At 41.2% G+C, this 26508-nt stretch carries 24 protein-coding genes; 7 read left to right on the top strand and 17 right to left on the bottom strand.

Translation table 11 applies throughout. The features are described from left to right. Nucleotides 1–2: 2 nt before the first annotated feature. From BLU33_RS08250 to BLU33_RS08235, 4 genes are all read right to left on the bottom strand, one after another. Nucleotides 3–1346, bottom strand: a complete 1344-nt coding sequence (locus tag BLU33_RS08250) for a hypothetical protein (protein WP_091371196.1) — start codon at nt 1344–1346, stop codon at nt 3–5. A gap of 33 nt (nt 1347–1379) precedes the next feature. Next, nucleotides 1380–1988: a YceI family protein gene (locus BLU33_RS08245; protein WP_091371194.1), complete on the bottom strand. Its 609-nt coding sequence runs from the start codon at nt 1986–1988 to the stop codon at nt 1380–1382. 23 nt (nt 1989–2011) lie between these two features. After that, nucleotides 2012–3049 (bottom strand): zinc-dependent alcohol dehydrogenase family protein, encoded by a 1038-nt coding sequence (locus BLU33_RS08240; RefSeq protein WP_091371192.1) that lies wholly within the window; start codon nt 3047–3049, stop codon nt 2012–2014. A gap of 176 nt (nt 3050–3225) precedes the next feature. Continuing rightward, complete coding sequence (locus BLU33_RS08235) at nt 3226–4095, bottom strand: universal stress protein (protein ID WP_091371190.1); 870 nt, start codon at nt 4093–4095, stop codon at nt 3226–3228. A 155-nt stretch (nt 4096–4250) separates the two neighbouring features. Here BLU33_RS08235 and BLU33_RS08230 point away from each other — a divergent pair, with 155 nt between their 5' ends. The 3 genes from BLU33_RS08230 to BLU33_RS08220 all read left to right on the top strand — a co-directional run bounded on the left by BLU33_RS08230 (nt 4251) and on the right by BLU33_RS08220 (nt 6949). Further along, nucleotides 4251–5438: a PAS domain-containing sensor histidine kinase gene (locus BLU33_RS08230; protein WP_091371189.1), complete on the top strand. Its 1188-nt coding sequence runs from the start codon at nt 4251–4253 to the stop codon at nt 5436–5438. Beyond that, on the top strand, nt 5435–6487 hold the full coding sequence (locus BLU33_RS08225) for a response regulator (protein WP_091371187.1): 1053 nt from the start codon (nt 5435–5437) through the stop codon (nt 6485–6487). The genes BLU33_RS08230 and BLU33_RS08225 overlap by 4 nt, the downstream gene beginning before the upstream one ends. A 66-nt stretch (nt 6488–6553) precedes the next feature. After that, nucleotides 6554–6949, top strand: a complete 396-nt coding sequence (locus tag BLU33_RS08220; RefSeq protein WP_091371185.1) for a Rossmann-fold NAD(P)-binding domain-containing protein — start codon at nt 6554–6556, stop codon at nt 6947–6949. Nucleotides 6950–7127: 178 nt separating this feature from the next. On the opposite strand, the gene BLU33_RS08215 is transcribed toward BLU33_RS08220, so the two are convergent. The 5 genes from BLU33_RS08215 to BLU33_RS08200 all read right to left on the bottom strand — a co-directional run bounded on the left by BLU33_RS08215 (nt 7128) and on the right by BLU33_RS08200 (nt 10842). Beyond that, complete coding sequence (locus tag BLU33_RS08215; protein WP_091371183.1) at nt 7128–7445, bottom strand: hypothetical protein; 318 nt, start codon at nt 7443–7445, stop codon at nt 7128–7130. 84 nt (nt 7446–7529) lie between these two features. Next, nucleotides 7530–8258 (bottom strand): YoaK family protein, encoded by a 729-nt coding sequence (locus BLU33_RS08210; protein WP_091371182.1) that lies wholly within the window; start codon nt 8256–8258, stop codon nt 7530–7532. A gap of 25 nt (nt 8259–8283) precedes the next feature. Then, entirely contained in the window at nt 8284–8409 is a 126-nt protein-coding gene (locus BLU33_RS25570) for a hypothetical protein (protein ID WP_262493828.1), read from the bottom strand. 5 nt (nt 8410–8414) lie between these two features. Further along, nucleotides 8415–9992, bottom strand: coding sequence for an oleate hydratase (locus BLU33_RS08205; protein ID WP_091371180.1), 1578 nt, complete (start codon nt 9990–9992; stop codon nt 8415–8417). Nucleotides 9993–10002: 10 nt separating this feature from the next. Continuing rightward, the gene (locus tag BLU33_RS08200) at nt 10003–10842 is read right to left on the bottom strand and encodes a universal stress protein (protein ID WP_091371178.1); all 840 of its coding nucleotides are present in this window, start codon (nt 10840–10842) and stop codon (nt 10003–10005) included. A 106-nt stretch (nt 10843–10948) separates the two neighbouring features. Between BLU33_RS08200 and BLU33_RS08195 the strand changes: the two genes are divergently transcribed. Continuing rightward, the gene (locus BLU33_RS08195) at nt 10949–11401 is read left to right on the top strand and encodes a pyridoxamine 5'-phosphate oxidase family protein (protein ID WP_091371176.1); all 453 of its coding nucleotides are present in this window, start codon (nt 10949–10951) and stop codon (nt 11399–11401) included. A gap of 324 nt (nt 11402–11725) precedes the next feature. Here the strand turns inward: BLU33_RS08195 and BLU33_RS08190 are convergent, their stop codons facing one another. The 5 genes from BLU33_RS08190 to BLU33_RS08170 all read right to left on the bottom strand — a co-directional run bounded on the left by BLU33_RS08190 (nt 11726) and on the right by BLU33_RS08170 (nt 20218). Beyond that, the gene (locus BLU33_RS08190; RefSeq protein WP_091371175.1) at nt 11726–13558 is read right to left on the bottom strand and encodes an alkaline phosphatase; all 1833 of its coding nucleotides are present in this window, start codon (nt 13556–13558) and stop codon (nt 11726–11728) included. Between the two features lie 57 nt (nt 13559–13615). Continuing rightward, entirely contained in the window at nt 13616–15136 is a 1521-nt protein-coding gene (locus tag BLU33_RS08185; RefSeq protein WP_091371173.1) for a RagB/SusD family nutrient uptake outer membrane protein, read from the bottom strand. Between the two features lie 24 nt (nt 15137–15160). Further along, entirely contained in the window at nt 15161–18502 is a 3342-nt protein-coding gene (locus tag BLU33_RS08180; protein ID WP_091371171.1) for a TonB-dependent receptor, read from the bottom strand. Between the two features lie 112 nt (nt 18503–18614). Beyond that, on the bottom strand, nt 18615–19562 hold the full coding sequence (locus BLU33_RS08175) for a FecR family protein (protein WP_157682082.1): 948 nt from the start codon (nt 19560–19562) through the stop codon (nt 18615–18617). A 47-nt stretch (nt 19563–19609) separates the two neighbouring features. Then, nucleotides 19610–20218: an RNA polymerase sigma factor gene (locus BLU33_RS08170; protein WP_157682081.1), complete on the bottom strand. Its 609-nt coding sequence runs from the start codon at nt 20216–20218 to the stop codon at nt 19610–19612. 681 nt (nt 20219–20899) lie between these two features. On the opposite strand from BLU33_RS08170, the gene BLU33_RS08160 reads away from it, so the two are divergent. From BLU33_RS08160 to BLU33_RS08150, 3 genes are read left to right on the top strand one after another with little or no spacing between them, the layout of a single operon-like run. Then, nucleotides 20900–22243, top strand: coding sequence for a Gfo/Idh/MocA family protein (locus BLU33_RS08160; protein WP_091371163.1), 1344 nt, complete (start codon nt 20900–20902; stop codon nt 22241–22243). A gap of 13 nt (nt 22244–22256) precedes the next feature. Further along, the gene (locus tag BLU33_RS08155) at nt 22257–23129 is read left to right on the top strand and encodes a sugar phosphate isomerase/epimerase family protein (protein WP_232009422.1); all 873 of its coding nucleotides are present in this window, start codon (nt 22257–22259) and stop codon (nt 23127–23129) included. 30 nt (nt 23130–23159) lie between these two features. After that, nucleotides 23160–23924 (top strand): 3-keto-disaccharide hydrolase, encoded by a 765-nt coding sequence (locus BLU33_RS08150; protein WP_091371162.1) that lies wholly within the window; start codon nt 23160–23162, stop codon nt 23922–23924. A gap of 153 nt (nt 23925–24077) precedes the next feature. Here BLU33_RS08150 and BLU33_RS08145 read toward each other — a convergent pair whose 3' ends face one another. The 3 genes from BLU33_RS08145 to BLU33_RS08135 form a co-directional block, all read right to left on the bottom strand. Further along, nucleotides 24078–24719, bottom strand: a complete 642-nt coding sequence (locus BLU33_RS08145) for an HAD family hydrolase (RefSeq protein WP_091371160.1) — start codon at nt 24717–24719, stop codon at nt 24078–24080. Nucleotides 24720–24930: 211 nt separating this feature from the next. Further along, nucleotides 24931–25659 carry an esterase family protein gene (locus tag BLU33_RS08140; RefSeq protein WP_172829229.1) on the bottom strand — a complete coding sequence of 243 codons (729 nt, stop codon included), beginning with the start codon at nt 25657–25659 and terminating at the stop codon, nt 24931–24933. A 64-nt stretch (nt 25660–25723) separates the two neighbouring features. Continuing rightward, the gene (locus tag BLU33_RS08135) at nt 25724–26320 is read right to left on the bottom strand and encodes an SGNH/GDSL hydrolase family protein (protein ID WP_091371155.1); all 597 of its coding nucleotides are present in this window, start codon (nt 26318–26320) and stop codon (nt 25724–25726) included. Between the last annotated feature and the right edge of the window lie 188 nt (nt 26321–26508).

The following is a 26508-nucleotide window of genomic DNA, read 5'->3' as shown; positions in this document are numbered from 1 at the left end:
GATTAAAACCCGATTGAGGCCTCTAATACTGCGCCATGAAAGTTACCTCCGTTAAGAATATTAGCAGCCGGGTAACCCTGGTAATTCTGATTCACATACTCTGCCTTAGCCATTATGTTTTTGGTAATAAACCAGCCTAATGAACCTGCTTCGCGGTTAACCGTAATGTTTGATGTGTAACCTTGCAGCAAAGCCGTTACAGTATTGTAACGAAAGCCAACCCAAAAGTTTTCTTTGCCCTGCGGGAACCTGTAGATCAGATCGGCTGCATATTGGGTTGCTTTGCGCTGGTCAACCTCGGTGATCGCGCGGCCCTTAGCGTCTTCTGCCGTTCCGAAAAACTCAAGTCCTTTATATTTAAGGAACAGATTTACCATGGCGGTATTCACCTCTTCGCTAAAACCCGGGTTTAATCTTCCTGAAAACGGACTGTAATCATTCTCACTGGTAATGGTTGTGCCATTGGCTATATTTTGGTTTTCCATTACGTTAAAATAATGTGAACCGGTACGGTCGCCACCAAACAACGTACTGCTGTTAGCACTATGAACTGTATAAGCTGAGCCGGTGATCCTTACACGCAAGTCCTTATTTACCTGTTTATCAAAGCCTATCTTTCCATGAAAGGCTGGGTCATATTGATTGGCTTTATTGGTGGCTGAATCAATTTTTGTACCGGCAACTACGGTGGCATCCAATTCGCCGTTAGTCATGCCGCCCATGATAAAGAAACCAGAGTGGGTATGCACATAAACCTCGGCACCAATCTCGGTAGCAAACTCATCCATAATATAATTCTCAATAAAAGGGTTATATATGGTATTACCGCCATCTGATCTTCTGAAATGCTGATCGCCATAATCCACATCAAACTGGCCAACCTTAATGGTAACGCTTTTCATGATCTCATTGATCACGTCACTTTTAAGGAATAGCAGCTTATCAAACTGGATATAACCGCCTTTTACCCAGGTATCTTCATGATGCCGGGAGGCCAGGTATAGCGTAATATTCATGCGTATACCGTCTTCCAGTTGGGCATCCACATTCAGGTTAGCCATAGGTAGCGCGAAACCATTGGTAAGCGGCTCCAAACTATTAACATTACCAGTAAAACCGGTTTTTGTCATGGGTGTAGCGGTATTAAAGTTCCGTAGTGCCTGGAATTCCATTTCGAAATTCCCGCCGACTTTCACTTTTAACCCCGTAAACGGGATCGTATCTGCTTTAGAGGTTTCAAACACATTTATGCCCCTCATATCATTAGGACGGAAATATTGCAATTGTTCCTGCGCTTTTACTATACTGGTAACCAGGCACAAAAGCAGGATAAGTTTAATTTTCATTTTGTAGGTAGATTAATGTTATATGATTAGTGATTAGCTTATTTTTTTATAAACCAGCGTAAAATTGAGCGTAATGGCATCGCCTGTTTTCATGGCCCCGAGCATAAAGGTTGGTGGCTTTACGGCGTAATCGGTCATGTTCAGTTTTTCAGAACCCGTGCAAGTAATGGTAGCATCGGGGTTGACAACGCATTCCACATTCATGATTACCTCTTTGGTTACACCGGCAATAGTTAGGTTGCCATGCGCTTTTACCAGGTATTTGTTATCCTTTTCAGATGTTACTGTTGCTGATGTGAGTTTATAATCGATGTCTTTGTAGTCCTCAGCCTTTAATGCCTTGTATGCATTCTTGTTCAGGCCGCCTTCGCTGCTTTTCAGGTCTGCTACGGCCAATGTGAATGTTAGCGATTTAACGGATGAGAGCTGCCCCCCGCTGCCTGATTCAAAGTGGAAATCCGCATCGCCCGAAAAGGTTTTTGCATCCATTGTCCAGCTATGCAAAGTAGATGTTCCAGACAATTTCATGTCCATATCCTTTGAATCGTTGATCTTATAGATAGATTGCGCATGCAGCATGCAGCTAAATCCTATGATACAGATCGCTGTAAGTATCAGGGTTTGTTTAATATTATTTTTCATGGTTTTTTGATTATTGTGTGTTATTAATTTTCCAGTAATACCTTTAAAGCTTTTTCCCTTGCCGCATGCTCAAACGTATCATAGGCCTCGATCATCTGATCCAGTTTAAAGCGGTGAGTAATCAGCTTCTTCGGCTCAATTCTTTTTGATTGAACTGTTTTAAAAAGCATAGGCGTGGTAACGGTATCCACTAACCGGGTGGTAATAGAGATATTCCTGTCCCAAAGTTTTTCCATATGAAGGGTCACGCTTTTTCCATGTACGCCGATATTAGCAATGTGCCCGCCTGCCGAAATGATCTCTTCACATAATTCAAATGTTGGTGGCACGCCTACTGCCTCAATAGCTGTGTCAACACCTTTACCATCGGTTAGCTCCATTACTCTTATAAGCGCATTTTCTTTGGCACTGTTAATGGTATGTGTGGCGCCGAATGTTTTGGCAACTGCAAGGCGGTTATCATCCTGATCGATCACAATAATTTCTGCCGGAGTATAAAATTGTGAGGTTAATAAGGCGGCCATACCTACCGGACCAGCGCCTACTATGGCTATGGTATCGCCCGGCTTTACCTGCCCGTTTAATACGCCGCATTCAAAACCGGTTGGTAAAATATCGCTCAGCATCACCAATGCTTCTTCGTCTGAACCTGCAGGTATTGGGTAAAGACTGTTATCAGCATAAGGTATCCTTACATATTCAGCCTGGGTGCCATCAATCATGTAGCCCAGTATCCATCCTCCCTTTTCGCAGTGCGAATACATGCCTTTTTTGCAATACTCACATTTGCCACAGGAGGTAACACAGGAGATGATCACATGATCGCCTTTTTTAAAGTTGCTCACTGAGCTCCCAATCTCTTCAATAACTCCTACCCCTTCATGCCCTAATATCCTTCCGGATGCAACCTCTGGCATATCGCCTTTCATAATATGCAGGTCGGTGCCACATATGGTAGTTTTCAAGACCCTTACAAGGGCATCGGTTGATTCCTTGATTGCTGGCTTTGGCTGTTCTTCCCACGATTTCTTTCCCGGGCCGTAATACACTAATGCTTTCATATTTATTTTTTAAGTGGAATGATATAGAACAAATGTACCCCGGCATCGAACTTCAGTGCCTGATAAGCATCACACTTACAAATGATTAAGGTCATATAAAACAGTATTCATCAAATAAAAAATGCCCGTCAGCATTAACCTGACGGGCATCTCTCATATTTAGCTTGGATAATATATTAAAACACTGCAACCGTTTCCTGAACAGCAGCAGATGGGAAGATCAGTAAAGGTTTGTTTGAGCTATTAGCCATTTTTTGGGTGATGCTTCTACCTAATAATTTTTCAAAATAGCCACGTTTGTGATGAACCAAAACCAATAGATCAATATCAATATGTGCAGCCAGCCATGTTAAGCTATTGATTACATTATCGCCTTTTATATTATGGTAGCTTTTTCTTGAACAAGTAACCTGGTCGAAAAACTTTTTAATCTTATTTTCTTCATTTTTACTATCAGAATTTTCATCAGCAACATGCGTCAGCATTATTTCAGCACCTGAGTGTTCGGCTAAAACTGATAATGACTCCAATACATTAATGTCCGTCTCCCCCATCGCGGTAGCAAAAGCAATCATCTTAAAGGCTTTGAACCGTACCTGGTAAGGAATAACCAATACCGGAAACCCGGCATTTTCTATAATATTCCAGGCGTGGTTCCTTCCAAAAATGTTGGTTATGTTATTTGCGCTATGCTTGCTGATCACTGCCATTACTATTTCATATCTTGCCACCAGCTCTTTAAGTTTTTCGCCTACTAAACCCTCTTCACTATATTGGCTGATGTCGGGCCTAAAATCATTTAGTATATCTCCTTTATCTAACTGACTTTTCAGTCGGGCAACCAGTTCACCCAGGTCATTAATGCTGTTTTCTTCACACACACGCATATGCCACAATTTACGGTCAGATACTTCTTCACCATCAGGCGATTGGTAAATATTACATAGTAACAGGTTCGCCCTGATAGTTTGTGTCAATCCTAATGCGTAATGGGCAACATAGTCAGCATTGATAGAAAAGTCGGTTAATACTAATACAGTTTTCATACTGTAAAACTCCCTTTAAATTATGGGTACCTGCATGACGGGCATCAGCATTTATAATGACACCAATCACCTGATTTTGCAAAAAAGTGACCATCATCACTTTTTCACTTGAAATTCATCACCCATTACCGTTCAGCAATGCTCATATTTGATGTATGGAAAATGCTGCGTTATTAGTTGCCATTATAAAAAACGCTATTGATGGTATTATCACTATTGATGACAGGGGTAAAATTGAATCTATTAACCCGGCAGCCTGCAACCTGTTCCAATATCTGCCGGAAGAAGTTATCGGCAAAAATGTATCTTTTTTAATGCCCCCGCCTGATAAGCAACAACACGATGAATATCTTGAACGCTACCAACGGACTGGGCAGGCCCATATTATTGGTATTGGCCGCGATGTAATTGGATTAAAAAAGGACGGCACTCAATTCCCGTTCAGACTAGGAGTTAGTGAAGTACAGTTTTCAGGCCGGAAGATCTATGCCGGTTTTATACATGATATCAGTCACCAGCGTGAGGCTGAAGAACGATTGAAGGAGTATGCCATACACCTGGAAGATTTAGTTAATGAGAGAACACAGTCATTAGAAGCTACTGTTGAAGAATTAAGAACAGCCCAGGAAGACCTGAGTTTATCATTGGAAAAAGAAAAGGAACTAGGCTTATTAAAGAGCCGGTTTGTATCCATTGCCTCGCATGAGTTTCGCACGCCTTTAACATCTATTCAGTTATCTGTATCCTTAATTGAGAAATATGCTGAGCCTTTTAATAACCCTAACATTATAAAACATGTAGGTAAAATAAAACATGCCGTTGGCAATCTCACTTCTATATTGAATGACTTTCTTTCCCTGGAAAAATTGGAATCGGGCAAGCAGGAACCTACGTTTCATGATTTTAACCTGGTGAAATTTTCAGAAGCTATAACAGAAGAGATGCAGGGGCTGGCTAAGCAAAATCAAAATATCATTTACCAGCACACAGGCACTAAAAGCGCCATCAGGCTGGATCAAAACCTGCTAAAAAACTGCATTATCAACCTGATTAATAACGCCATCAAATATTCAGGTGAAAACACTTTTATTGGTTTTACTACAGAGATAAATGAACGCGAATGTATAATTACCGTTAGCGATAATGGGATAGGTATACCCGATTCGGATCAGAAACATTTGTTCGAAGCATTTTTCCGCGCACACAATACAGGCACCATCCCCGGTACCGGCCTTGGGTTAAATATTGTGGCCCGCTATACCAATCTGATGAACGGAACAATTAATTTCAATAGCGAGGTTAACCAGGGAACATTATTTACCATAACCTTTCCAATGTCATGAGCAAAAAAGTACTGATCATTGAAGACAATGACGATATCCGTGAAAACGTGATCGAGATATTAGAACTTGCGGGTTATACTGTTACTTCGGCCAGCAATGGCAAGGTTGGTGTAGAGCTTGCCTTTAAGGAGATCCCGGATATTATCCTATGCGATATTATGATGCCCGAAATGGATGGTTACGGCGTTTTATATATGCTCTCAAAACGCCCTGAGACTATTGCTATCCCATTTATATTTTTAACAGCTAAAGCCGAGCATTTCGATCGCCGCAAGGGTATGGAGATGGGTGCTGATGACTACCTGACCAAACCATTTGATGATATGGAGTTATTGAACGCCATTGAAAGCCGGCTCAGGAAAAAAGAAGGTCAGCAGGCATTTTACAGCAAATCACTGGACAGGTTAAATTCACTAGTGGCAAAAAGGGATGGCCTTGCGGCATTGCAGCAAATTATTGCCGAGCGTAAAGCACGATCATTTAAAAAAAGCCAGGTTATTTATTACGAGGGCGATAGAGGTAATGGTTTGTATCTGTTGATCAGTGGTAAGGTAAAAACTATCAAGCTCGCCGAAGACGGACGGGAATTAATGACCGGCATTTATTCGGCCGATGATTATTTAGGCATTAACGCCATGCTATCAAACGAGGAATATACAGATACCGCTACCGCTTTAGAAGATAGTTTATTATGCCTGATCCCCAAAGAACAATTGGAGCAATTGCTAAATCTTTATCCTGAAGTTGCCCGCGAGTTTATTAAACTATTAGCCAATGATATCCGCGAAAAGGAAGAACAACTATTACAAATGGCCTATCATTCCGTAAGAAAAAAAATGGCCCAGGCACTGTTGCGCCTACATCGCCAACCTGGCAGTGAAACTGATAGTTTTAAAATTGCCCGTGAGGACCTTGCTGCTATGGCCGCTATGGCCACTGAAACCGTGAGCCGTACCTTATCAGATTTTAAGGAAGAGGGCTTAATTGAGAAAACAGGCAGCACAATTACCATCATTGACCTGGCCAGGCTCACCAAAATGAAAAATTGACTACAATCATTTTTCTGCCTGACCATGCTCATGGCGGGGAAAAATCTGTAATGCTATTATTGCAGCATGAAAGTAGTAGCTTATAGCGTGAAACCTGCTGAAAGGGAATCGCTGGCGAAAGCCAATCAAAAAAAACATGATATTACATTGATCTTTAATTCACTGAGTTTAGAGACGGCTATTTTTGCCGCGGGTAAGCAGGCGGTTATGGTATTTTCCAGCGATGATGTATCGGCTGAAGTAATAAACAAACTGGCGGAACTGGGTATTAAATACATCACCACGCGCTCGGCTGTTACAAGTCATATTGATAAACTTGCCGCAGCCAGCAAAGGAATAAAACTAGCCAATGTGCCTGAACAGCTAAATATAGCTGAGCAAACCATCAGGAACCTAGACTCGTGGGAAATGAATAAATGTGTAGGTAAAGCCTGTACATGCGCGAAAGACTGTAAGCGGTAATTAACACATTACAAAAACCTCCGAGCGTAATGGCCCGGAGGTTTTTGTAACTAGTATCGTGTCAATCATAAAATGTCGCTAGTCGTAAGCCTAAAGTCTTGAGTCAAAATTCAAAAAAAACGAAATCTGGCTTGAAACTTATGACTAAAGACTGTTGACGTGACACTAGGGGATATTATTAAAGGATATATAGCGCCAGCATACCCAAATTAATCAGTACACTCAATAGCTGAAAACCCAATACAACCCTTATACCTGAACCGCCCATACCTACAATTATATTACCCAGGTACAAGCCAAAAGTGATTGGCAAAACAATAATAGGAGCGTGATAATAATATAGGAGAACCGCCGGTATCGGCAGAAAAAGCACACCCTGAAAGATCAGGGAAAATAAGAACCATACAGTTTTGTGTTCAGCCTGCCCGTCTACTACGTTCAGCAATTTTGTCCAGCTATTATTTTTGGCGGTTAATGTGTTGATTGAAGTTTCCATTTTTTGATTTGTTTTATACACAAATGTGCCGTTAATGAACAGCCTCTGGAATGACCATCATCACTCCTGAAATGATATAAAACACTAATTAAATGGGTTATGATGCATATAATAACGCTTAACCTTTATGCGATAAATATCGGATAGTAAGGTAAAGACCAATATGGCCAGTGGAATAAAAAATGCATGAAAACTCAGGTAGCGGAATAAATATGCGCCACCCAAAGCACCGCACATAAAGAAAAAGATTATTGCTGAACGCAATTTTATCCGCGTTTTTAAGGCTGCTTTATCTGTTGTATTTTTCTGAATAATCTGGCCCAGTTCAATCCCAAGATCGGTAAAAGTTCCTGTGAGATGCGTAGTCCTGACGACCGAGCCGGACACGATTGATACCAGTGAATTTTGCAGCCCCATGGCGAACAATAAGCTGCCAGCGAAGATCTCTTTGCCAACCAGGCTTTGATCATATTTATAACCAAATACGGCTACGCCAAGCAAAATGGCTATTTCTATTAATATGGGGATCACATAGGAAAAGCGCTGATTACGCCCGATAAAGGAAATGATAACGCTTGAAATAAAGGCACCTGCCAAAAACAGGAACATCCAAAGCGCCACTACCCGGGCGGTTTTCCAGTCGTGCATTGCAATCCGCTCCGCAAATAAAGCGGCATGCCCGGTTACGTTGGTGGTTAAAACAGCAAAGCCTAAAAACCCCGCGGCATTTACAAAACCGGCGGTTACGCAAAGCAGCGAGGCTAACTTTACATTATGCGCATAGGTACGTTTAGTGCCGAGGTGCCTTAACATATTTTATAAATATCGGCATAATTGTTCAGCTCTTTGCAGGTATGGCCAATGATAGCTGAGCTGCGCTCCAGGAAATACGTTTGGCCTGATCCCGTTGATAATAGGGAACCAGGCTGGGTGATATTTTAATGACTTTCTTTGAGTTTTTCATGGTGGTTAAGTTAATAGTGTTTTCGCAGCATCAAATAATACTGATAGGTGATGATCTCCATGATACATCGGCGTTGGCTTTTTCTCGAGCCCTAATAAGGTATAAACCGCGGTCTGTGCTGTTCTTACAGAATATTCAACTGTAAAAACCACATCGTCGGGCACCTCGGCAAACTGGCCGATAAAGGCAATATTTTGGCAGATCTCAGGCACTACTTCCGGGCGGTCGCCTTTTGTGCGTGTCAGAAATTGACTGGTGATATAGGGCAGCATGCAGGGTATGCAATTACTTGTTTTCAATAATTGCTCGGTTACATCTTCATATCGCAAATGCGCCAGCAGTTCGGTAATGATCTCTGCTCCGGTGCAATCCGACATTCTCTTTTTTACGAAGTTCCCCTCATTATCCGGGAATAAACCATATCCCCAAAATACAGTAACATCTTTTGGCTGCCCAATAAAATGCGGCTGATGAGGTAGAACAACAGACATCAACCAATTGGAATCTTTAAAAGTAACCAGGCCACCAGTACCGGCCACATTGCCGGTGAACTGTTCCATCAGGTAAAAAAAATCGGTTCCCTGGCAGGTTACGGTAAATGATTCCCATTTTGATTCACTTATCCGGTTGTCAAAAATAAAGGGGCGGCCAAACTGAGGTTTATACTTTGCAATGTTATGCCATAGTTTCCAACTGCCATCAGCTTTATTGGTGATCAGCTTTGGTGCTGATTGCATCGAACCTAAACTGGAATCAGCAGTCATCGAGCCTATAGTTACCAGTAACAGATCATCAGCCCCAAAATGAACTTCCTTTTCATTTTCATGTTGAATATAGTGGATACATTTAACCATTTCGACACCCCGGAAATTTGTAAAATCAACAGAAGTAACTTCAGCACCCATTTCAAAATGCACACCTTGTTCATGCAACCATTTAATCAATGGTATCACCAGCGAATCATACTGATTATACGGTGTACGATCTACCCCTGCCAGTGTATTTATCCGTTCAAATTCATGGATAAAACGATGCAGGTAACGCCTAAACTCTACCGCGCTATGCCATGGCTGAAAGGCGAACATGGTATCCCACATGTACCAAAAGTTGGTCTTAAAGAAATCTTCGCCAAACCAATCGTCTATCCGTTTCGAACCTAAATATTCCTCGCTTACTGCCATCATTTCCACCAGATCTAAACGATCCTGGCTACTAAAATCCATCGTAGTAACATCTTCTATTTTACCATTAGCAATAACCCGGGCGTTGGCATGCGTTTTTATCTTTTTATTGAAAGCTTGTATTTCCTCATAAACAGTGATTTTGGGATCAGTAAGCGACGGGATAAATGAGAAAAGATCATAAGTGCATACATAGCTAAAATTGAGCATACGCCCACCTCTCAACACATACCCATTTTCAGGCGATCCCGAGCCATCCAGGCTGCCACCGGGCACTTCCAGTTCTTCATATATCGTGATATGATCACCTGCTATACCTTCTCTGATAAAATAAGCAGCGCTGGCTAAAGAAGCGATACCGCCGCCAACCAGGTAAACATTTCGGTTATTTGAATTTTTCATAATAGGTATTTTAAATTGCAGGAAAAACGAGTAAGGGTATTACGATATGATTTGCCATTTTTTGTGTCTGGCTCCCCCTGAACAAGCTGTCGATAAAATTATGCGAGCGGTGTACCATGGCCAGCATATCAATATCACCATGTTCGCATAACCAATCCAATCCCGAAACGGGGTGATATGCCTTAACTACTCTGTAATAGATATGCGGATAGTTGGCTTTATTAGCCAGTTCGTTCATAAACCATTCGGCAGCATGCTCTTCTTCATCAAAAATATTGGTAATCAATATTTCGGCATTGAGCGGCCTTGCCAACGTTATAAAGGCGTGAATGCATTCCATATCCTTTACCGGATCCTTAAAATCTGTGGCAAAGGCGATCTTTTTCACCTGTTTTATTTTAGCAGCAGGCGGCACAAGCAATAGCGGCTTGTTAATTTCATCAATTATTTCGCGACTATGGTCGCCCAAAAGCAAGGTACTCAAACCGCTGCTGCCATGTGTACCGATAATAACCAGGCCAACATCATTTTGATGGCCTACCCTATTGATCATATCCGTTACGGTCCCTGCTTCGCTTATACAGGTAATGGAAGGATTGAAACTGATCGTTTCTTCCCTACTTTCCATTTGTTCCTTCAGTAGTTTTAATTCCCTGTTACTGTCAGCTTGCAATAAGTCTGACTCTTCCATTGGCCAGCTAACCAGTCCGCTTTGTGGTATTTCCGCAGGTTCGATGATCGCGTTGCAAATGATCATATTCGCTTTAACCTGTTTGGCCAGGCTGTAGCCATAATTCAGCGCGTGCTTTGCATTAGCTGAAAAATCTGTGGGGAAGAGGAACTTTTTCATGGTATACAAAGCTGCTGTTAATCGAAACGCTAAAGAATGATACCCATCACTATTTCAGGTGTTTATCGTCATTCCCAGCTACCCCGATATTCAAGAAATTTGATCCATGTTAGGAGCATTGAACGAAGATCAGATTGAAACCCTGTTAAGGGAACTGCCCGTTGGCCGCATAGGCTGCCATGCAGATGGTATAACCTATATTGTACCGGTAAACTATGTTTACGATGGTATAAACTTGTATGCCCATTCGGCCAAAGGCATGAAAATAGATATGATGCGAAAAAATTCTGAGGTATGTTTTCAGGCTGATTCCATTACCAACCTGCAAAACTGGGAAAGTGTAATTTGTTGGGGGAAGTTTGAAGAGATAACTGATATGCTGGAACGCGAGTATGCCATGCAAAAGATCATCAACCGGGTAATGCCGCTCATGCAGGGAGAAATTGCACAGCCATCGCATGGGTTTACAGGAGATGCGAGCGATGTGGGATTTGATTTTGAACTGATATTGTATAAGATTGTTTTAAGTAAGAAGACGGGGAGGTTTGAGAAGGATTAAAAGGAGATAATCAAAAATTGACTATTTTATTAAAGGTCAGAATATTAAAGCTGCTTATATTCGTTTAGATAGACTCAAATAACCATAAATACACCTTTTCAGAAATTAGCTAACTCTTTTAGCTGTTTAAAAAAGAGTTCGTAAAATGTATCGTTAGGTGCAACCGAAGTTTAAGAAAACGCCTTATTAAGTAAAACACTTACAAGGCGTTTTTTTGTTTAGGGTCAGTGTACCAAAGATGTTGTTATTAAAGCAACATCTTGATACAAGCATCAATAGTATTTCCTGGAATTTTATATTGATAAACTATTACCGAGATTTAAGCTACTTAATTAATTGTAACAGCTTATAAAATATCTCATTATTGTTATAAACGCCTCTGAAATCAAGCGAATGTGGCCCATAAGCAAATACCGGCACCGGAGTACCCGTGTGATCATTAGTACTAAAATCGCCCCAAACATATCCTTTAGCGATATTTCCATCTAATAAAGTAAGCCCTCCTGTTTCATGATCTGCTGTTACAATAACCAGGGTTTCACCATCTTCATCAGCAAATTTTAAGGCTTCCCCTACTACCTTATCAAAGTCGCTGTTTTCTGTTATCACCTGCTTCAGGTTGTTGCTATGGCCGCCATGGTCAATTTGTGATCCTTCAATCATCATGAAAAATCCTTTGGGATCGTTTTTAAAAGTATGGGTAACTTTATTAAATGCCAGCGGCAGATAATCTCCCCTGCCATTCATTTTAGGCCTTGTAACACTGTCATCCATTAAGCCAAGGATTTTTGTTGCAGGCGACTTTAAAAAATCATCAAAATTGCGAATAACGGTGTATCCCCTTTTTTTCATGATATCAATTGGCGTTTCGCCGTTTACCTTCTCCGTAAAATCCGTATACGCTGAACCTAAAAAGATATCAACGGGCGATGATGTGATATCCCTTGCAATAGCTGTTGCATTGCTTCTTTCCGACTGGTGCGCATAAAAAGCCGCAGGTGTGGCATCTGTTAGTTCACATACAACAATATCGGCCGTCTTCTTCCCTGCTTTGGCGCTATAATCTGCTAATGATTTTAATGGCTTACCTGATGGATCAACACCTATTGCCCTGTCATTTGTTTTTTGTCCGGATGCAAAGGCAGTGCCTCCCGCAGCAGAATCAGTAATGTATGCATCGGCCGAATTAGTAATGGAAAAACCAATATTTTGCATCTGGAAGATATTCAGTTGTCCCCTGTTAGCCGTATAGGTAGCGTAAATTTGCGAAAGGCCCATGCCATCGCCTATACATAAAATAATGTTTTTAACTTTTTTAACAGCACCATCAGATTTATAGGTTGGGTGATAAATTGCGTAGGATTGCGGGGCCACATACTCATCTTTCTCTTTCTTATTCAGAAAATCGCCAAGCTCCTCAACTTTATCTGTTCCGATAACATCAACTTTCAACCTGATGAGGGCAAGCCAGCTGCTTTTAGTATCCGGCGTTTCATAAAAACGGATCATTTTACCCGCAGCATGTACACTGTCAATACCAGCGCTAACCCTGGCGACCTCTTCACTGTTTAATACTCCTTTACCATTCCAATGAACATATTTGCTAAACGGAAAACTTACCAGCCCTACTTTTTTCCATTGCTCCGGAGTAAACCCGTCTATGTGATCAACATCAAATGAAATCCATTCGGGATAGTTGACCATCTCTGCGGCGGGCGGCACCGCGCCCGTTAATACTATTGAAAGCCTGCCCGGGTGCCCCGGATAGGAAAAATAAGACTCAAGCGGTTTCAATTCGCTGATCACCAATGGTAAAACTGCTTTGTAATCTTCTTTTATCTCAATGAGCAGCCTTAATTGCCTTTGCTGGTCATGCGCCAGTTTTTCAATTAATGGATCGGTGTATAGAATTTTCAACGATCTATTTTCAGCAACTTCTGCTTTATCATGGGCAACCATTAACTTTCCGTTAACAGCATACACATCAGCTTCTATTGAACCAAAACCTTTTTCATAAGCCCTGTAAAAGGGGATATTGTTTTTATAGTCGTTATGCGAATGCGCATCTGCAACAGTATATACCTTGATCTGTGCATTTACTGACAGATTAATTGTTACCATAACCGCTAACAGTGCGATAATTTTAGTGCTTTTCATTTGAATTTTTTAATGGAAAAAACCGGGGATATCCCCCGGTTTTTAGTTTATTTTATACTACCAGCCTGCATTTTGCTTGAGTTGCCCCTGGCTTATCTGGATATCATTTGGTGGAATTGGCCATACATTGTCCCTGGCCGGAACAAAATTACGTGCAGGCCAAACTACTGATCCATCAGACCCGTGTAATGGTTTGGCATAAGCAGCCTGTGCATCTCCCCAGCGCACCAGGTCAAAATTCCGGTCGCTCCATTCACCAGCGAGTTCAACACGGCGTTCATGCTTTAAATTCACCATAGTTGCTCCTGATACCGGAGTTAAGCCAGCACGCTGACGGATCATGTTGATCTCCGCATCACCACTTTTTCCCTGCATTATTTCAGCTTCTGCTTTAATCAAAATCACTTCAGCATAACGAAGCAGTGGTACATTCAGATCTGTTGAAGGTTCATTTCCGTTTGTGCTAACATGAATTCCACCTGCATAACTGAAAGGCTCCATGTATTTATTAAACTGGTAGCCTGTTAAACTGTTTGAAACACCTCCAATTGGATAAGTATAGGTCTGCCCGAAGTATTGAAAGGTATCGCCTTTTTTCAGGATAGTAGCAGCCAATCTTTTATCACCGGGTTCAAACTCGTCAACCAGCTCTTTAGTGGGCTGATAGTATCCAAACCCGTTATATAAGCCCCATCCTTTGTTTTCAAGCATAGCTCCGGGCAAAATGCTTTCGCCATACTGACTGCTGGCAACAGACCATATATATTCGGAACTGTAATTGTTGGCGATTTTAAATACATCAGCGTAGTTTGGCAATAGTGCATGTTTGCCACTTAAAATAACCGAATCTGCATATTTTTCTGCATTGGAATAATCTTTGGCATGCAGATAAGCTTTAGCCAAATAAGCCCATGCAGCTGTTTTATGAGCTCTTCCATAATCTGTAGTTGCAAGCTGGTTTAAATAAGGCAAAAGAGCTGCGGCTTTTTTCAAATCAGCAATTATATAAGCATAATTATCCTTCACAGATGGTAATTGTAAGGGAAATGCAAGCGGATTAGCACGGTTCTGAACGGGAGCACCTTGCGTAGCGCTACCATAAAGATCGGCAATTTCAAGGTGCATAGTGGCATGAATAAAATAAGCCTGACCAAGTATGAAGTTTTTGGTTGCCTGATCCATGCTGATACCCGGTACATTGGCAATAACATCATTAGCCCTTTTCATTACTTCAAAATGAGCTGACCATGGCGCGTAAATACTTTGCTCGTTTCCGGTACAAACAAAGTTTTTGATGTTTTCCCGGTCAGCAGAAGTACGGCCTACAACCATATCATCACTTGCATTTATAAACCAGAAGAAACCACGGCCGTAAAGGTCTTCATCATTGCTTTGCAAATCATATAAGCCATTGGCAGCCTGTTGGGCATCATCCGCAGTTTTCCAAAAATTGGTAGTAGTTGGGGTACCGGTAGGCTTTATACCATCTAAAGTTCCCTTTTTACAGCCTGACATCCACATCCCACTGATAAGAGTGGTCGCCAAAATAATCCCTTTATATATATTCTTAATTTTCATGATCATTATTTTTACAATAGTTTTTTACAATCCAACATTTAAACCAAGCATCATAATTCTTGCCTGCGGATACAGCCCAAGATCAACACCATTCTGGTTGATCCCTATTTCAGGGTCGAGGCCCGTATATTTGGTAAAGGTTGCCAGGTTCTGCGCATCAGCATAAACCCTGATACTTCTGATACCTAATTTGTCGCAAAATGCTTTTGAAATGCTGTAGCCAAGCGTTACATTTTTAATACGCAGATATGAACCATCTTCTACATAAAAGCTGGATACATTACTAAAGTTCCCATTCGGGTCGGATGCATTAAGTCGTGGTATATTGGTATTGGTGTTGGTTGGTGTCCAGGCATTTTTTGCAGTGGAAAGCAAGTCATAGTTTTGTATAGAGGCATTATCTCCGGTATATTTTACCCCGTTAAACAATTTGTTACCGGCAACTCCCTGCAAAAAGATGCTTAAGTCAAATGATTTATAATTAAAATTAGATGTAAAGCCATAATCAAATTTGGGGAAAGGCGTACCCAGGTAAGACTTTACTAGTTGCCCGGCGCTGTTTGCCGCAAATTTTATATCGCCTGGTTTGGCATTTGGCTGAATGAGTGTTCCATCCGGCTTTTTATAAGCATTTACTTCTGCTTGCGACTGGAATAAACCAAGGTCCTTATATCCGTAAAATGAATACAGCGGGTTGCCCTGAACCAACTCAACCGGAACAAGATTATCTCTTACCGTTGGGTTACCCAAAATAGTTTCCTCTCCCGGCAGTATATCAATGATCTTATTTTTAATATAAGAACCATTCAAGGCAAAGTTGTAATGCAGGTCACCGGCATGGTCCTGGTATTTAATAGCTACTTCAATCCCTTTATTCTGTATCTCACCACCGTTTACAAACGGCGGGTTTGAAATACCATAAACTGCAGCTACAGGCGGACTAAACAAAAACTGTGTATTCTTTTTCTTAAACACATCGGCGTTAAGGTTTAATTTCCCATCCATAAAGCCCAGGTCCAAACCGATATCCGTTTGAGCAGCTCTTTCCCACTTTAAATCTGGATTTGAAAGCCCGTTGATAGCATACCCGGTAACCGATGCAGCAGGATTGCCCAAATATGCTGTTGTTTTGCTCAGGGAAACAGATGTTGGAAAATTAGGCAGGCCGGCAAGGTTTCCTGATTGGCCATAACTGGCCCTTAGTTTGGCAAATGATATAAATGCCTTATCAGGGAAGAAAGATTCTTTACTGATTATCCAACCTGCAGAAACACCAGGATAAGTTTGACTGCGGTATTGCTGGCTTAACTGCGAAGTTGCATCACGGCGGATGATCCCATTGATCAAATATTTGCCTTCATAATCATAACCAACCCTTCCGAAATAAGAGATCAGCGCGATTTCATTTTTTTGACCTTGTAAGGGCGTTCCGCTTGGATAAAGTGATCCATTAACGATATACCGTGCGGAAGGATCCTCGCTTACATAACCATCTGTGTTTACGCTAAAATATTCGGTTACATCATCTTCATAAGTATAACCGGCCAATGCGCTAACATGATGTTTAGTGCCGAATACCTTATCATACGAAAGGGTTTGTTCGGCTAATAAATTGGTGGTATTTGTTTGCTGCTGAAAAAGTTCGTTATCAAAAAACAACTTACCGGGTTCCAGTATCCTGGTATCAAATTGTTTAATGCTCTCCAGGTTTTTGGTTATGCCAAGGTTGGAGCGGAATTTAAAATTTTTCAGAAATGTTACTTCCAGGTAAGGGTTTATGGTGAAACTGTTTACAGCATCACTGTTATCAAGCCGCTTTAAAAAAGCAACCGGGTTAATTACGTCGCCATAAGAGCCGGCATACTTTGCGGGTACGCCGCCAAAGCTTCCGTCCGGATTATAAATAGTGGCATTGGGTGGATAGAATATAGCCGACAGGATAGTTCCCTGGTAGTCATCGTTTGTATTAGCACCCTGGCCATTGTTATAAGAATATGACATATTCTCCCCTATTCTTAACCAATCCTTAATTTTATGGTCAGAATTGACCCTGAAATTATAGCGTTCTGAATAGGTGTTTAAAAGAATAGCTTCATTTTTACGATATCCGCCTGAAACATAAAAAGTAGATTTATCATTACCACCGGTTAAGTTCATGTTATATTCCTGCATTATCCCGGTTCTGAAAATAGCATCATTCCAGTTGGTACGGGTAATGCGTGAATCAGGATTTACTGTAGCGTTAAACGCATCAAGCCTTGGCAAACCTGCATTATCATAAGCAGTATTAATAGCGTCAGCAAAATCAGCGGCATTTAATGATTGTAAAATACGATTGGCGTTTTGAACACCTGTTTTAACCGTAAAATCTAAATTGGTCTTACCAGCCTTTCCCCTTTTTGTCGTGATCAGCACCACACCTCCGGCCGCTTTTGCACCGTAAATTGCTGCATATGAATCCTTCAGTACATCAATCGATGCTATATCACTAGGGTCAAGCGGGCCGCCGGTATAGATAGTACCATCAACCACCATTAACGGTCCTTCATTATTGAACGAACTTTGCCCACGTATGCGAATGCTTGGAAGCGAGGTTGGATCGCCCCCTTCATTCAAAACGGTTACACCGGGAATCTGCCCCTGCAACATTTCGGTAACAGATCCTACAGAACGGTCTTTAACATCTGAAACTTTTAAGGAACCCACAGCACCTGTAACATCGGCCTTTTTTTGGGTACCGTAGCCTACTACCAATACCGCAGACAGGCCGGTGACATCGGCATTTAAGGTTATATTAAGCGGTGAATGATCGGCAGCTACTTCCTGGGTTTTATAACCAATGTAAGTAAACACCAATACATCACCTTCCTCAACTGTTATCGCAAAATGTCCATTTGCATCCGTAGAAGCAATAGCACTAGAAGTTTTGCTGCGAACCACAACACCCGTAAGAGGGCCGTCTTTATCAGAAACAGTACCGCTGATTACCCTTTTACTTACAACCGGCGTGGTGATTTTTTTGGAAATAATGATCGTATTGTACTTTTCCTTATAATCCAGCTGAGTGTTTTTCATCAATGCAGCCAGCACCTCCTTCAGCGGTTTGTTTACAAATGAGACTGCTTTAACCTTTACGCCCTGTACATCGTTCAGCTTGTAGTTAAAGGCAATTGTATTGGTTACCTTTTTTAATTTTTCCAGGGAAACATCAAGCGTTTCATCGCCGAACCTCACCGTTACCATTTGCTCTCCCAAAGAGGTGGATTGTGTTGCACGGGCCCTGCCCGGCGTTAATGATAAAAAGATAAAGAGCAATAAAATTGCCATCATTAACTTTCCAGAAATCTGTGTTAAAAGTTTTTCCATATATTTGTTTTTAGTTATTATTTGTAACAGCCTGTTCGTTTTTAATTTTGGCTGCTACATCCATTTAGCCAATGCTTGTTGTCGCAGGCATTGGTTTGTCTTTATCCTAATCCTATTTAATAGTCAGGTTATTTCCTTTAAGTTGATATTTTCTTCCATCAATCAGTTGTAAGATATCTACCACCTGGCGAATGGTTAATTTATTGGAAAACCTTACCGAGTAGCGTTGCCGGGTATCTTTTTTACCGGTATATTTAAAGTTGACATTGTATCTGTTCTCAAGGTATACCGCTATTTCTCTAAATGATACATTATCCAAAATGAGATCGTCATGCATCCAGCTAAGCAGGTGATCGTCTGAAATATTTCCCCTTACAAAACTCTCCTTCAACTTATTATAAGTTAACAGTTGTTGTGGCGTATACATACCAAGGGTGTGGGCCTGGTCATGAATTTCAACTTTTCCGCTATTAACAAAAACTTGCAGGTCCGGTAAATCCTTATAAAATTTAATATTGAAGGTAGTTCCCAATACCTGGGTAGTAACCCTACCGGTGTGCACTAAAAAGGGGCGTTTCGCATCATGCCGAACTTCAAAATACGCCTCACCCTCCAATAAAAAGAGTTCACGCTTTTTCCCGTTAAAAGCTACAGGAAATTTTATAGTACTGGCTGCATTAAGATGTACAACTGTACTGTCAGGCAAAACAATCTCTTGCATTTCTCCCCGCGGAGCAGTAATGGTTTGATAGGCTATCTGCACCGCTTCGTTATCTGGTTTTTTCAATAGCCTGGAAAAGAAAATACCGGCTACCGTTGTTACTAAAAGAACTGCCGCAACTTTTAACCACGCGGTATTTAGCCTGCGTAGTTTTTGATCACCATTAAGATCATTTTCTATTTTCTCCCAGATTTGCTCTTTTAGCCGGTGTGTTTGTATTGGAATATCATTGTCCTGCTCGAGTTCCTGCATCAGCGTTTTAAGCATCTCCAGTTCCCCGGGAGAACATTTACCCGTGTTAAATTTATTCAGTAGTTTCTTAATCTCTTTTTCCTTCACTTAAAAAGCCTTTATACTTATCAAGTGACCGGTGGGCGGGATGTGTACTATATGAAATGAAAAAAAATTATCAGGAATAATAATTCGCTGATTTTATCGCCAGGTATGGCGTTGTAGTAATGATTTACCGACTTTTTTAGGCGGCTTAATGCATTGCTGATCTGATTACGGACAGTTTGGTGAGAAATGCCTAATTCTGCCGCTATTTGGGTACCGCTCATATCCTGCTCCCGGCTGCATAAATAAACCTGTCGCATTTTTTCAGGCATAGCTTCAATTTCCTTATTAATAACAATATTTAATTCAGAAAAAGCTAATTGATGAATAGTGGTATTTTCATACTGCTCATACTCTTCTGTAATGTTATCTAAAGATGCTGGTTGAAATTTTTGTTTTTTATACCACTTGTAAGTCATATAATTAATTGAAACCACAAGGTAAGCCTCTAATGATCCGCTGATCTGCAGTGTATAGCGGTTTTTCCAAACGGATAAAAACAGGTCCTGTATCATATCCATCGCATCATCTTCATTCCCCGTTTTTTTGATGGCAATAGCAATCAGTTTAGCCGAATAACGCTCATATATTTCACGAAATGCCTGACGATCATCATTTTGAAGTTCCAGGATCAGTTGGGTATCAGAAGCGTGTTTCACAAGCCATATTTGTTTGGCCAAAGAAACACTACTCTTGTTAAGATAATTTTAAGTCCTTGTTAACGCTTGGGAATTTAATAAATCATACCCATGGTAATAATTACGATCAATAATGTATGTTTTACAAAGACCGTAAAGTTTATTATCAGATATGTTTGGAAGACCGCTCTCGAACCAGGTTATGGGAGTATCAGGCGAAGTGTAAGCGTTTTGATTAATATGATAATGATAGCCGGGAACGGTGGACAGCCATTCAGTAACCGACTACAATCCGCGCAAAAAGAATCATAAATAAAGGAATGCACCCATGGATTATTAGGATCGTTGAATGAGGCGATCTTCCTTAAATCTTCGATATCATACCAGGATCACCAATACCTATTTAGACTCAAAGAACCATAAATGCGCCTTTTCAGAAATTAGTTAACTCTTTCAGCTGTTTTAAGAAATAGTTCGAAAAACGTATCTCTGGGAACATCTATCAAATTAAAAAGGATTGTTCGGAAAAGAGCAATCCTTTTTTAATTTGACAACTATCCTTATAAACTACATAAGCTATCGTAATAAAACAGATACAATCATTTTTTCGTTGTTATCTTACATATCATTTTATAGCTTTAAATTTCTATATATATTAGAATATTTAACCAATAATAAACCAGTTAATCAAAACTGAATTTCATGGAAAAAAGACGGGATTTTGTCAAAAAAATGGCAATTACTACTGCCGGTATTGCTATAGGGAACAAACTATCAGCTATGAGTGCCAAAAGCTATAGAAACATTATTGGCGCTAATGACCGTATCTATACAGCAGTAATTGGCATTAATGGCCGTGGCGGGAGCATGTGTGGCACATTTGCCAAACAAAGCAATACCCGTGTATCTGTTTTATGTGATGTTGATACGCGAACATTTGCTAAAGCTATTAAAACGGTAACTGATGCCGGGCAAACTGATGCGCCGCGTACCGAAGGCGATTGCCGCAAATTACTTGAAGATAAATATATTGACGCTATCTATATAGCAACCCCCGATCACTGGCATGCACCGCTTACTATTATGGGATGCCAGGCCGGCAAGCATGTTTATGTAGAGAAACCACTGAGCCATAACCCGCATGAGGGTCAGCTTGCTGTTGCCGCTGCCCGAAAATACAACAAAGTAGTACAAATGGGTGCGCAACGCCGATCAGTGCCGGTATTGATACAGGCTATTGATCAGTTGCATAAGGGGTTGATAGGCCGGGTATATTTTGCCAAGGCATGGTATACCAATAACCGCAAAGCAACCTATCTGAAACCCGGAACCGTACCTACTGAACTTAATTATGACCTCTGGCAGGGTCCTGCTCCCCGCCTAACCTACCAGGATGGCCTGATCCATTACAACTGGCATTGGTTTTGGCATTGGGGAACCGGCGAAGCATTAAATAATGGCACCCATGAGGTTGATGTGGCCCGTTGGGGTTTAGGTGTCGATTTCCCATCACATGTAACCTCTATAGGTGGCAGGTACCAGTTTAAAGATGATTGGCAAACACCTGACACACAGATTATTACTATGGACTTCCCCGACCGTAAATCATTAATGTGGGAAAGTAGGAGCTCCAACGGCAGAAAGATTGAGGGAAGCGACCGCGGTGTAATATTTTATGGCGATAATGGCAGCCTTGATACCGATGGTGGCGGCTATAAAGTATATGACCCCGATGGCAAACTGATCAACGAAGTAGCACCGACGATGAATCAGGCTATACAGGGGCGTAATACTACAAGTCCGGATGTAGGATGGGATAGCCTGCATATAGCAAACTTTCTGGATGCTATCCGTACTAACAGTCGCCCTAGCTGTGATGTGGAGATAGGCTACAAGAGCATACTGGGCATGCAACTCGGTAATATTGCCTGGCGCGTAGGCCGTGATTTAAAAATAGACCCACAAACGGGATTTATTTTAAATGATCCTGAAGCACAAAAATTATGGAGCCGCACCTATGAACCGGGTTGGGAACCTAAAGTATAACAACATCAACCTCATGAAAATATTTATGGCCAGATATAAATTCTACAGCTGCCTGTTTATTGCGTTTTGCATTATTACAAACGTTTACGCGCAGGGTAGCGATCTGCTGTTCCCGCAAAGTCCGGGTATTGTATCTTATACTTATCGCGACAGCTTTCAAAAAGATATGCCGGGAACGCTGGATATTGTTAAGGGCAATGGCATTACCGACATAGAATTCTCGAGCCTTTTTGGGAAAACAGCAGCCGAAATACGCAAGCTGATGGATGAACGGGGGATACATTGTTCATCCTTTGGTGTAAGCTATGATGATTTGATAAATAAAACCGATGAAGTAGCTAAAAATGCAAAAGCATTAGGAGCAAGTTATGTAAGGGTCGCAGGCATACCGCATAAAGGTACTTTCACCTTAGAGAACGCGCAAAAAGCAGTGGAAGACTTTAATAAATATGGCAAAATATTAAAAGAGAAATACGGCCTTGAGTTTATCTACCATAACCATGGTTTTGAATTTGTGCCTTACCAGGATGGTACGCTTTATGATTACCTGGTTAAAAATACTGATCCAAAATATGTAAGCTTTGAGCTTGATATCCTCTGGGCATTTTTTCCGGGACAGGATCCGGCCGGATTGCTTAATAAATATGGTAGCAGGTATAAGGCACTCCATGTCAAAGATTTGAAAAAGGGCGTGCCAGGTAATTCAACAGGAGGCACCTCTGCTGATAATGATGTAGTGCTAGGTACAGGGCAGATAAATATTGCTGAAGTTATGCATGCCGCTATTAAGGCCGGCGTTCAGCATTATTATATTGAGGATGAAAGCAGTAATTCATTAACACAGGTGCCTGAGAGCATAAAATATTTGAATAATTTAAAAAAATAGCAATACATATCCACCTTAAAACATTTATTTATGAAAACAACATTTGGTAAAACGGCCCTGGTACTATTACTAAGCTCTGGCTTGTTTTATACCACGCCCAGCTTTGCGCAGGCCAATAATAAATTAACAAAAGAGGAAAAGCGCGAAGGATGGCAACTATTATTTGATGGCAAAACATCAAACGGCTGGATAGGCGCTAATATGGATACTTTCCCTACCAAACCCGGTGGTTGGATAGTAAAAGATGGTACAATGACCATCCAGAATTCGGGTGGTGAAGAGGCAAAAAATGTAGGCGATATTGTAACTGTTAAGGAGTACAGCGCCTTTGATCTTAAGTTCGATTTCAGGATGACAAGAGGTGCAAACAGCGGGGTTAAATACTTTGTAACGCTGCAGGAACATACAGGCGGCTCTGCTATTGGCCTCGAATACCAGATACTGGATGATGCCGTGCACCCAGATGCTAAACTGGGGCGCGATGGTGACCGCACACTGGCATCATTATATGATCTTATAACTGCCAACAAACCACCAAGCATTATAAGGCCAATAGGCGACTGGAACAGCGGCGAAATTATTGTTTACCCCGATAACCGCGTTGAACATTACCTGAATGGTGTAAAAGTATTGGAATATGTGCGAAAATCCGACGCCTACAGTGAGCTGGTTAAGGTAAGTAAATACAAAGTATGGAAAAACTTTGGCGAAGCCGACAAAGGCCATATCCTATTGCAGGACCATGGCTTTGAAGTAAACTTTAGGAATATAAAGATCAAAACGTTGACGAATTAGAAAGCCGTACCCGTACCGCCAGTTCAAGCGTCCACGCTTGAACTTAAACTTTTGTGAGCGTCCACGCTCATGTATTGTTCTAACGAGCGTGGACGCTCGAGTTCTTTATCATTCAAGCGTGGACGCTTGAATGGGCGGGGGAAATTAACCTGATTATATAAAGTCAGCTATCCATATTTTAAACTCATCCACCGTATTAAACAGCCAGTCGGGGTTTAGCTTTGCTAATTCCCCTGCATTGGTTGTGCTTGCCCATGCAGCAGCGGCTATTGGGATGCCTATCTCTTTGCAATAAATAATATCGCTTGGCGCATCGCCCACATAAATACTTTCGGTTATATCCGCATTCAACCGGCTTAACACATTACGTATACCATTTACCTTATTTGGCCTTTCTGGTGACCCTGTTTCCATTATGGCAAAATACTGCTCTAAGTCAAATTGCTTTAACGATAAGCGTGTACTATGGATCCCCTTACCGGTAACCATGGCCAGTTGCACACCGTTGGTTTTTAAGAACTCTAATAACTCTCTTATTCCCGAAAAAGCAACCGGACAAGTATAATGCAATTGCTCATAATGGTGCAGGTAAGCTTTTACACCGGCCTCTTCATGTGCAGGGATAAGTTTCCGGATAGTACCTTCTTCTGATGGGCCAAAAGTTGCGATGATCTCCTGCTCGCTGATTTCCTTATTTAACAAGGGCTCGACACTCTTTTTAAAGGCCGCGATGCATAAGGGCAAGGTATCGGCAATAGTGCCGTCGAGATCGAAAATTACGTTTTTTATTTTCATAGGTATTACAAATAAACAAATGCCTGTTCATAAATCATATAGGTTTTTGGCTTTTGTTGGGGATGTCCCTATCGGTATTCGAAGATTAAAAAAGGTGTCATACTGAGCGATAGTCGAAGTATGCGGGCAAAGGCCTCTGCGTTTACCCTTCGACTATCGCTCAGGGTGACACCCGTACTTTCCGCCTTTTGCTCGAGTTGTCTCCAACAAACTACAGATACAACTGCACCATGTGCCGCCAATATTTTGGCCTATGCGCATAACAACCCCATACATACAATTGGTTAGGTATACCCTTGTCGCAAAGCAGGTGACTAAAATCTTTATTATCGCTTATAAATGGATCTGTTTCGCCAATGGCCAGTACAATTTCCATATCGCGGATAGCATCCAAATTACAGCAGTCGTGCAGATTAGGGACAAACTGCCGGGGCATGTTAAAATAAATATTTTCATCATGGTAGCCATCAAACAGGTCCCTGAAATCCTGCATCTGTTTGGACAGGTCATACCTGCCGCTCATCCCCACTACTTTTTTAAACAATGACGGGTGTTTCATGGCCATATTTACAGCATGGTAAGCACCCATGCTACAGCCGGCAACTTCAAAATTATCATTACCGTTTTTAGAGCGCATAAAAGGGAGCACTTCGTGCAAAATATACTGCTCATATTGTATATACCTGTTAATACGTACAGATGGGTGTACCCACTGGTTGTAAAAACTTTCGGCATCAATACTATCAACACAAAACAACTGGAGTTCGCCCTTACAGATTCTGTCGCGCAACGCATTTACTATTCCCCAGTTCTCATAATCATAAAACCGGGCCATGCGGGTCGGGAACATTAATACAGCCCTGCCACCATGCCCAAAAACCAGCAGTTCCATGTTGCGCTGCAGCCTGCTGCTATACCATATGTGATATTCCCTATTCATTTTGATATAGCTTATTCATGCAGGAAATATCATCACTGAATATTAATTGAAGGTAAATTAATAGTTAACCATTACCTGCAATATAACTATTTATTACCTCTTTCCATAGCTGATAGCCCTTTTCGCTCAAATGCAGGCCGTCACTAACAAAATATTCTTTTTTAGGGCGTCCCTGGGCATCAATCATTTGCTTAAAAACATCTATAAAATGCCAGTTGCCATCGTGCTTCACAATTTCAGTTTCAATTATATTATTGGTGAATTTAAACTGGTCGACCATGTTCCAACGACTAACGCTTGGCTTTAGTGATACAAAATAGCAGGGAATATCGCCAAACTGCTTATTCACCTTTACCACCAGTTGCTGAAAAAAAATGAACACTTCTTCGGGATGCCGCCCATCGCCCAAATCATTATCGCCTGCGTAAACTACCAGTTTTTTGGGATGATAATTGGTCATTATCCGTTCAAAAAACCATACACAGGCAGCTAGCGTTGATCCGCCAAAACCAAGATTAACGGGTTTAAGGCTCTCAAAATCTGTATATAAGCTTGTCCACAAGCGCATGGTTGAGCTGCCATAGAAAATGGTATCGGCACCAAATCCATTTTTTAAACCATCATTCTCTAGGCGTTTAACCTCATCTTCGTACCAATACATGTATTACTATAAAATTTACTCCCGGTAATATTAAATTTCTTTTCCTAATGTTTCACCAAAAATTGAAATTAATATATTAAACAGGTGTAATTGCCGTTAAATATCATGCCAACTAGCTGCGGTATTGTACATTGAAAATGCGTTTTGGGCATTTTAACCTGTATATATCCCCCCTATTCTCATTTTAA

The organism is Mucilaginibacter mallensis (assembly GCF_900105165.1).
GTDB classification, from domain to species: domain Bacteria; phylum Bacteroidota; class Bacteroidia; order Sphingobacteriales; family Sphingobacteriaceae; genus Mucilaginibacter; species Mucilaginibacter mallensis.
Note: the sequence above shows the minus strand (reverse complement) of the source record. Positions and strands in the feature narration are given on the sequence as shown.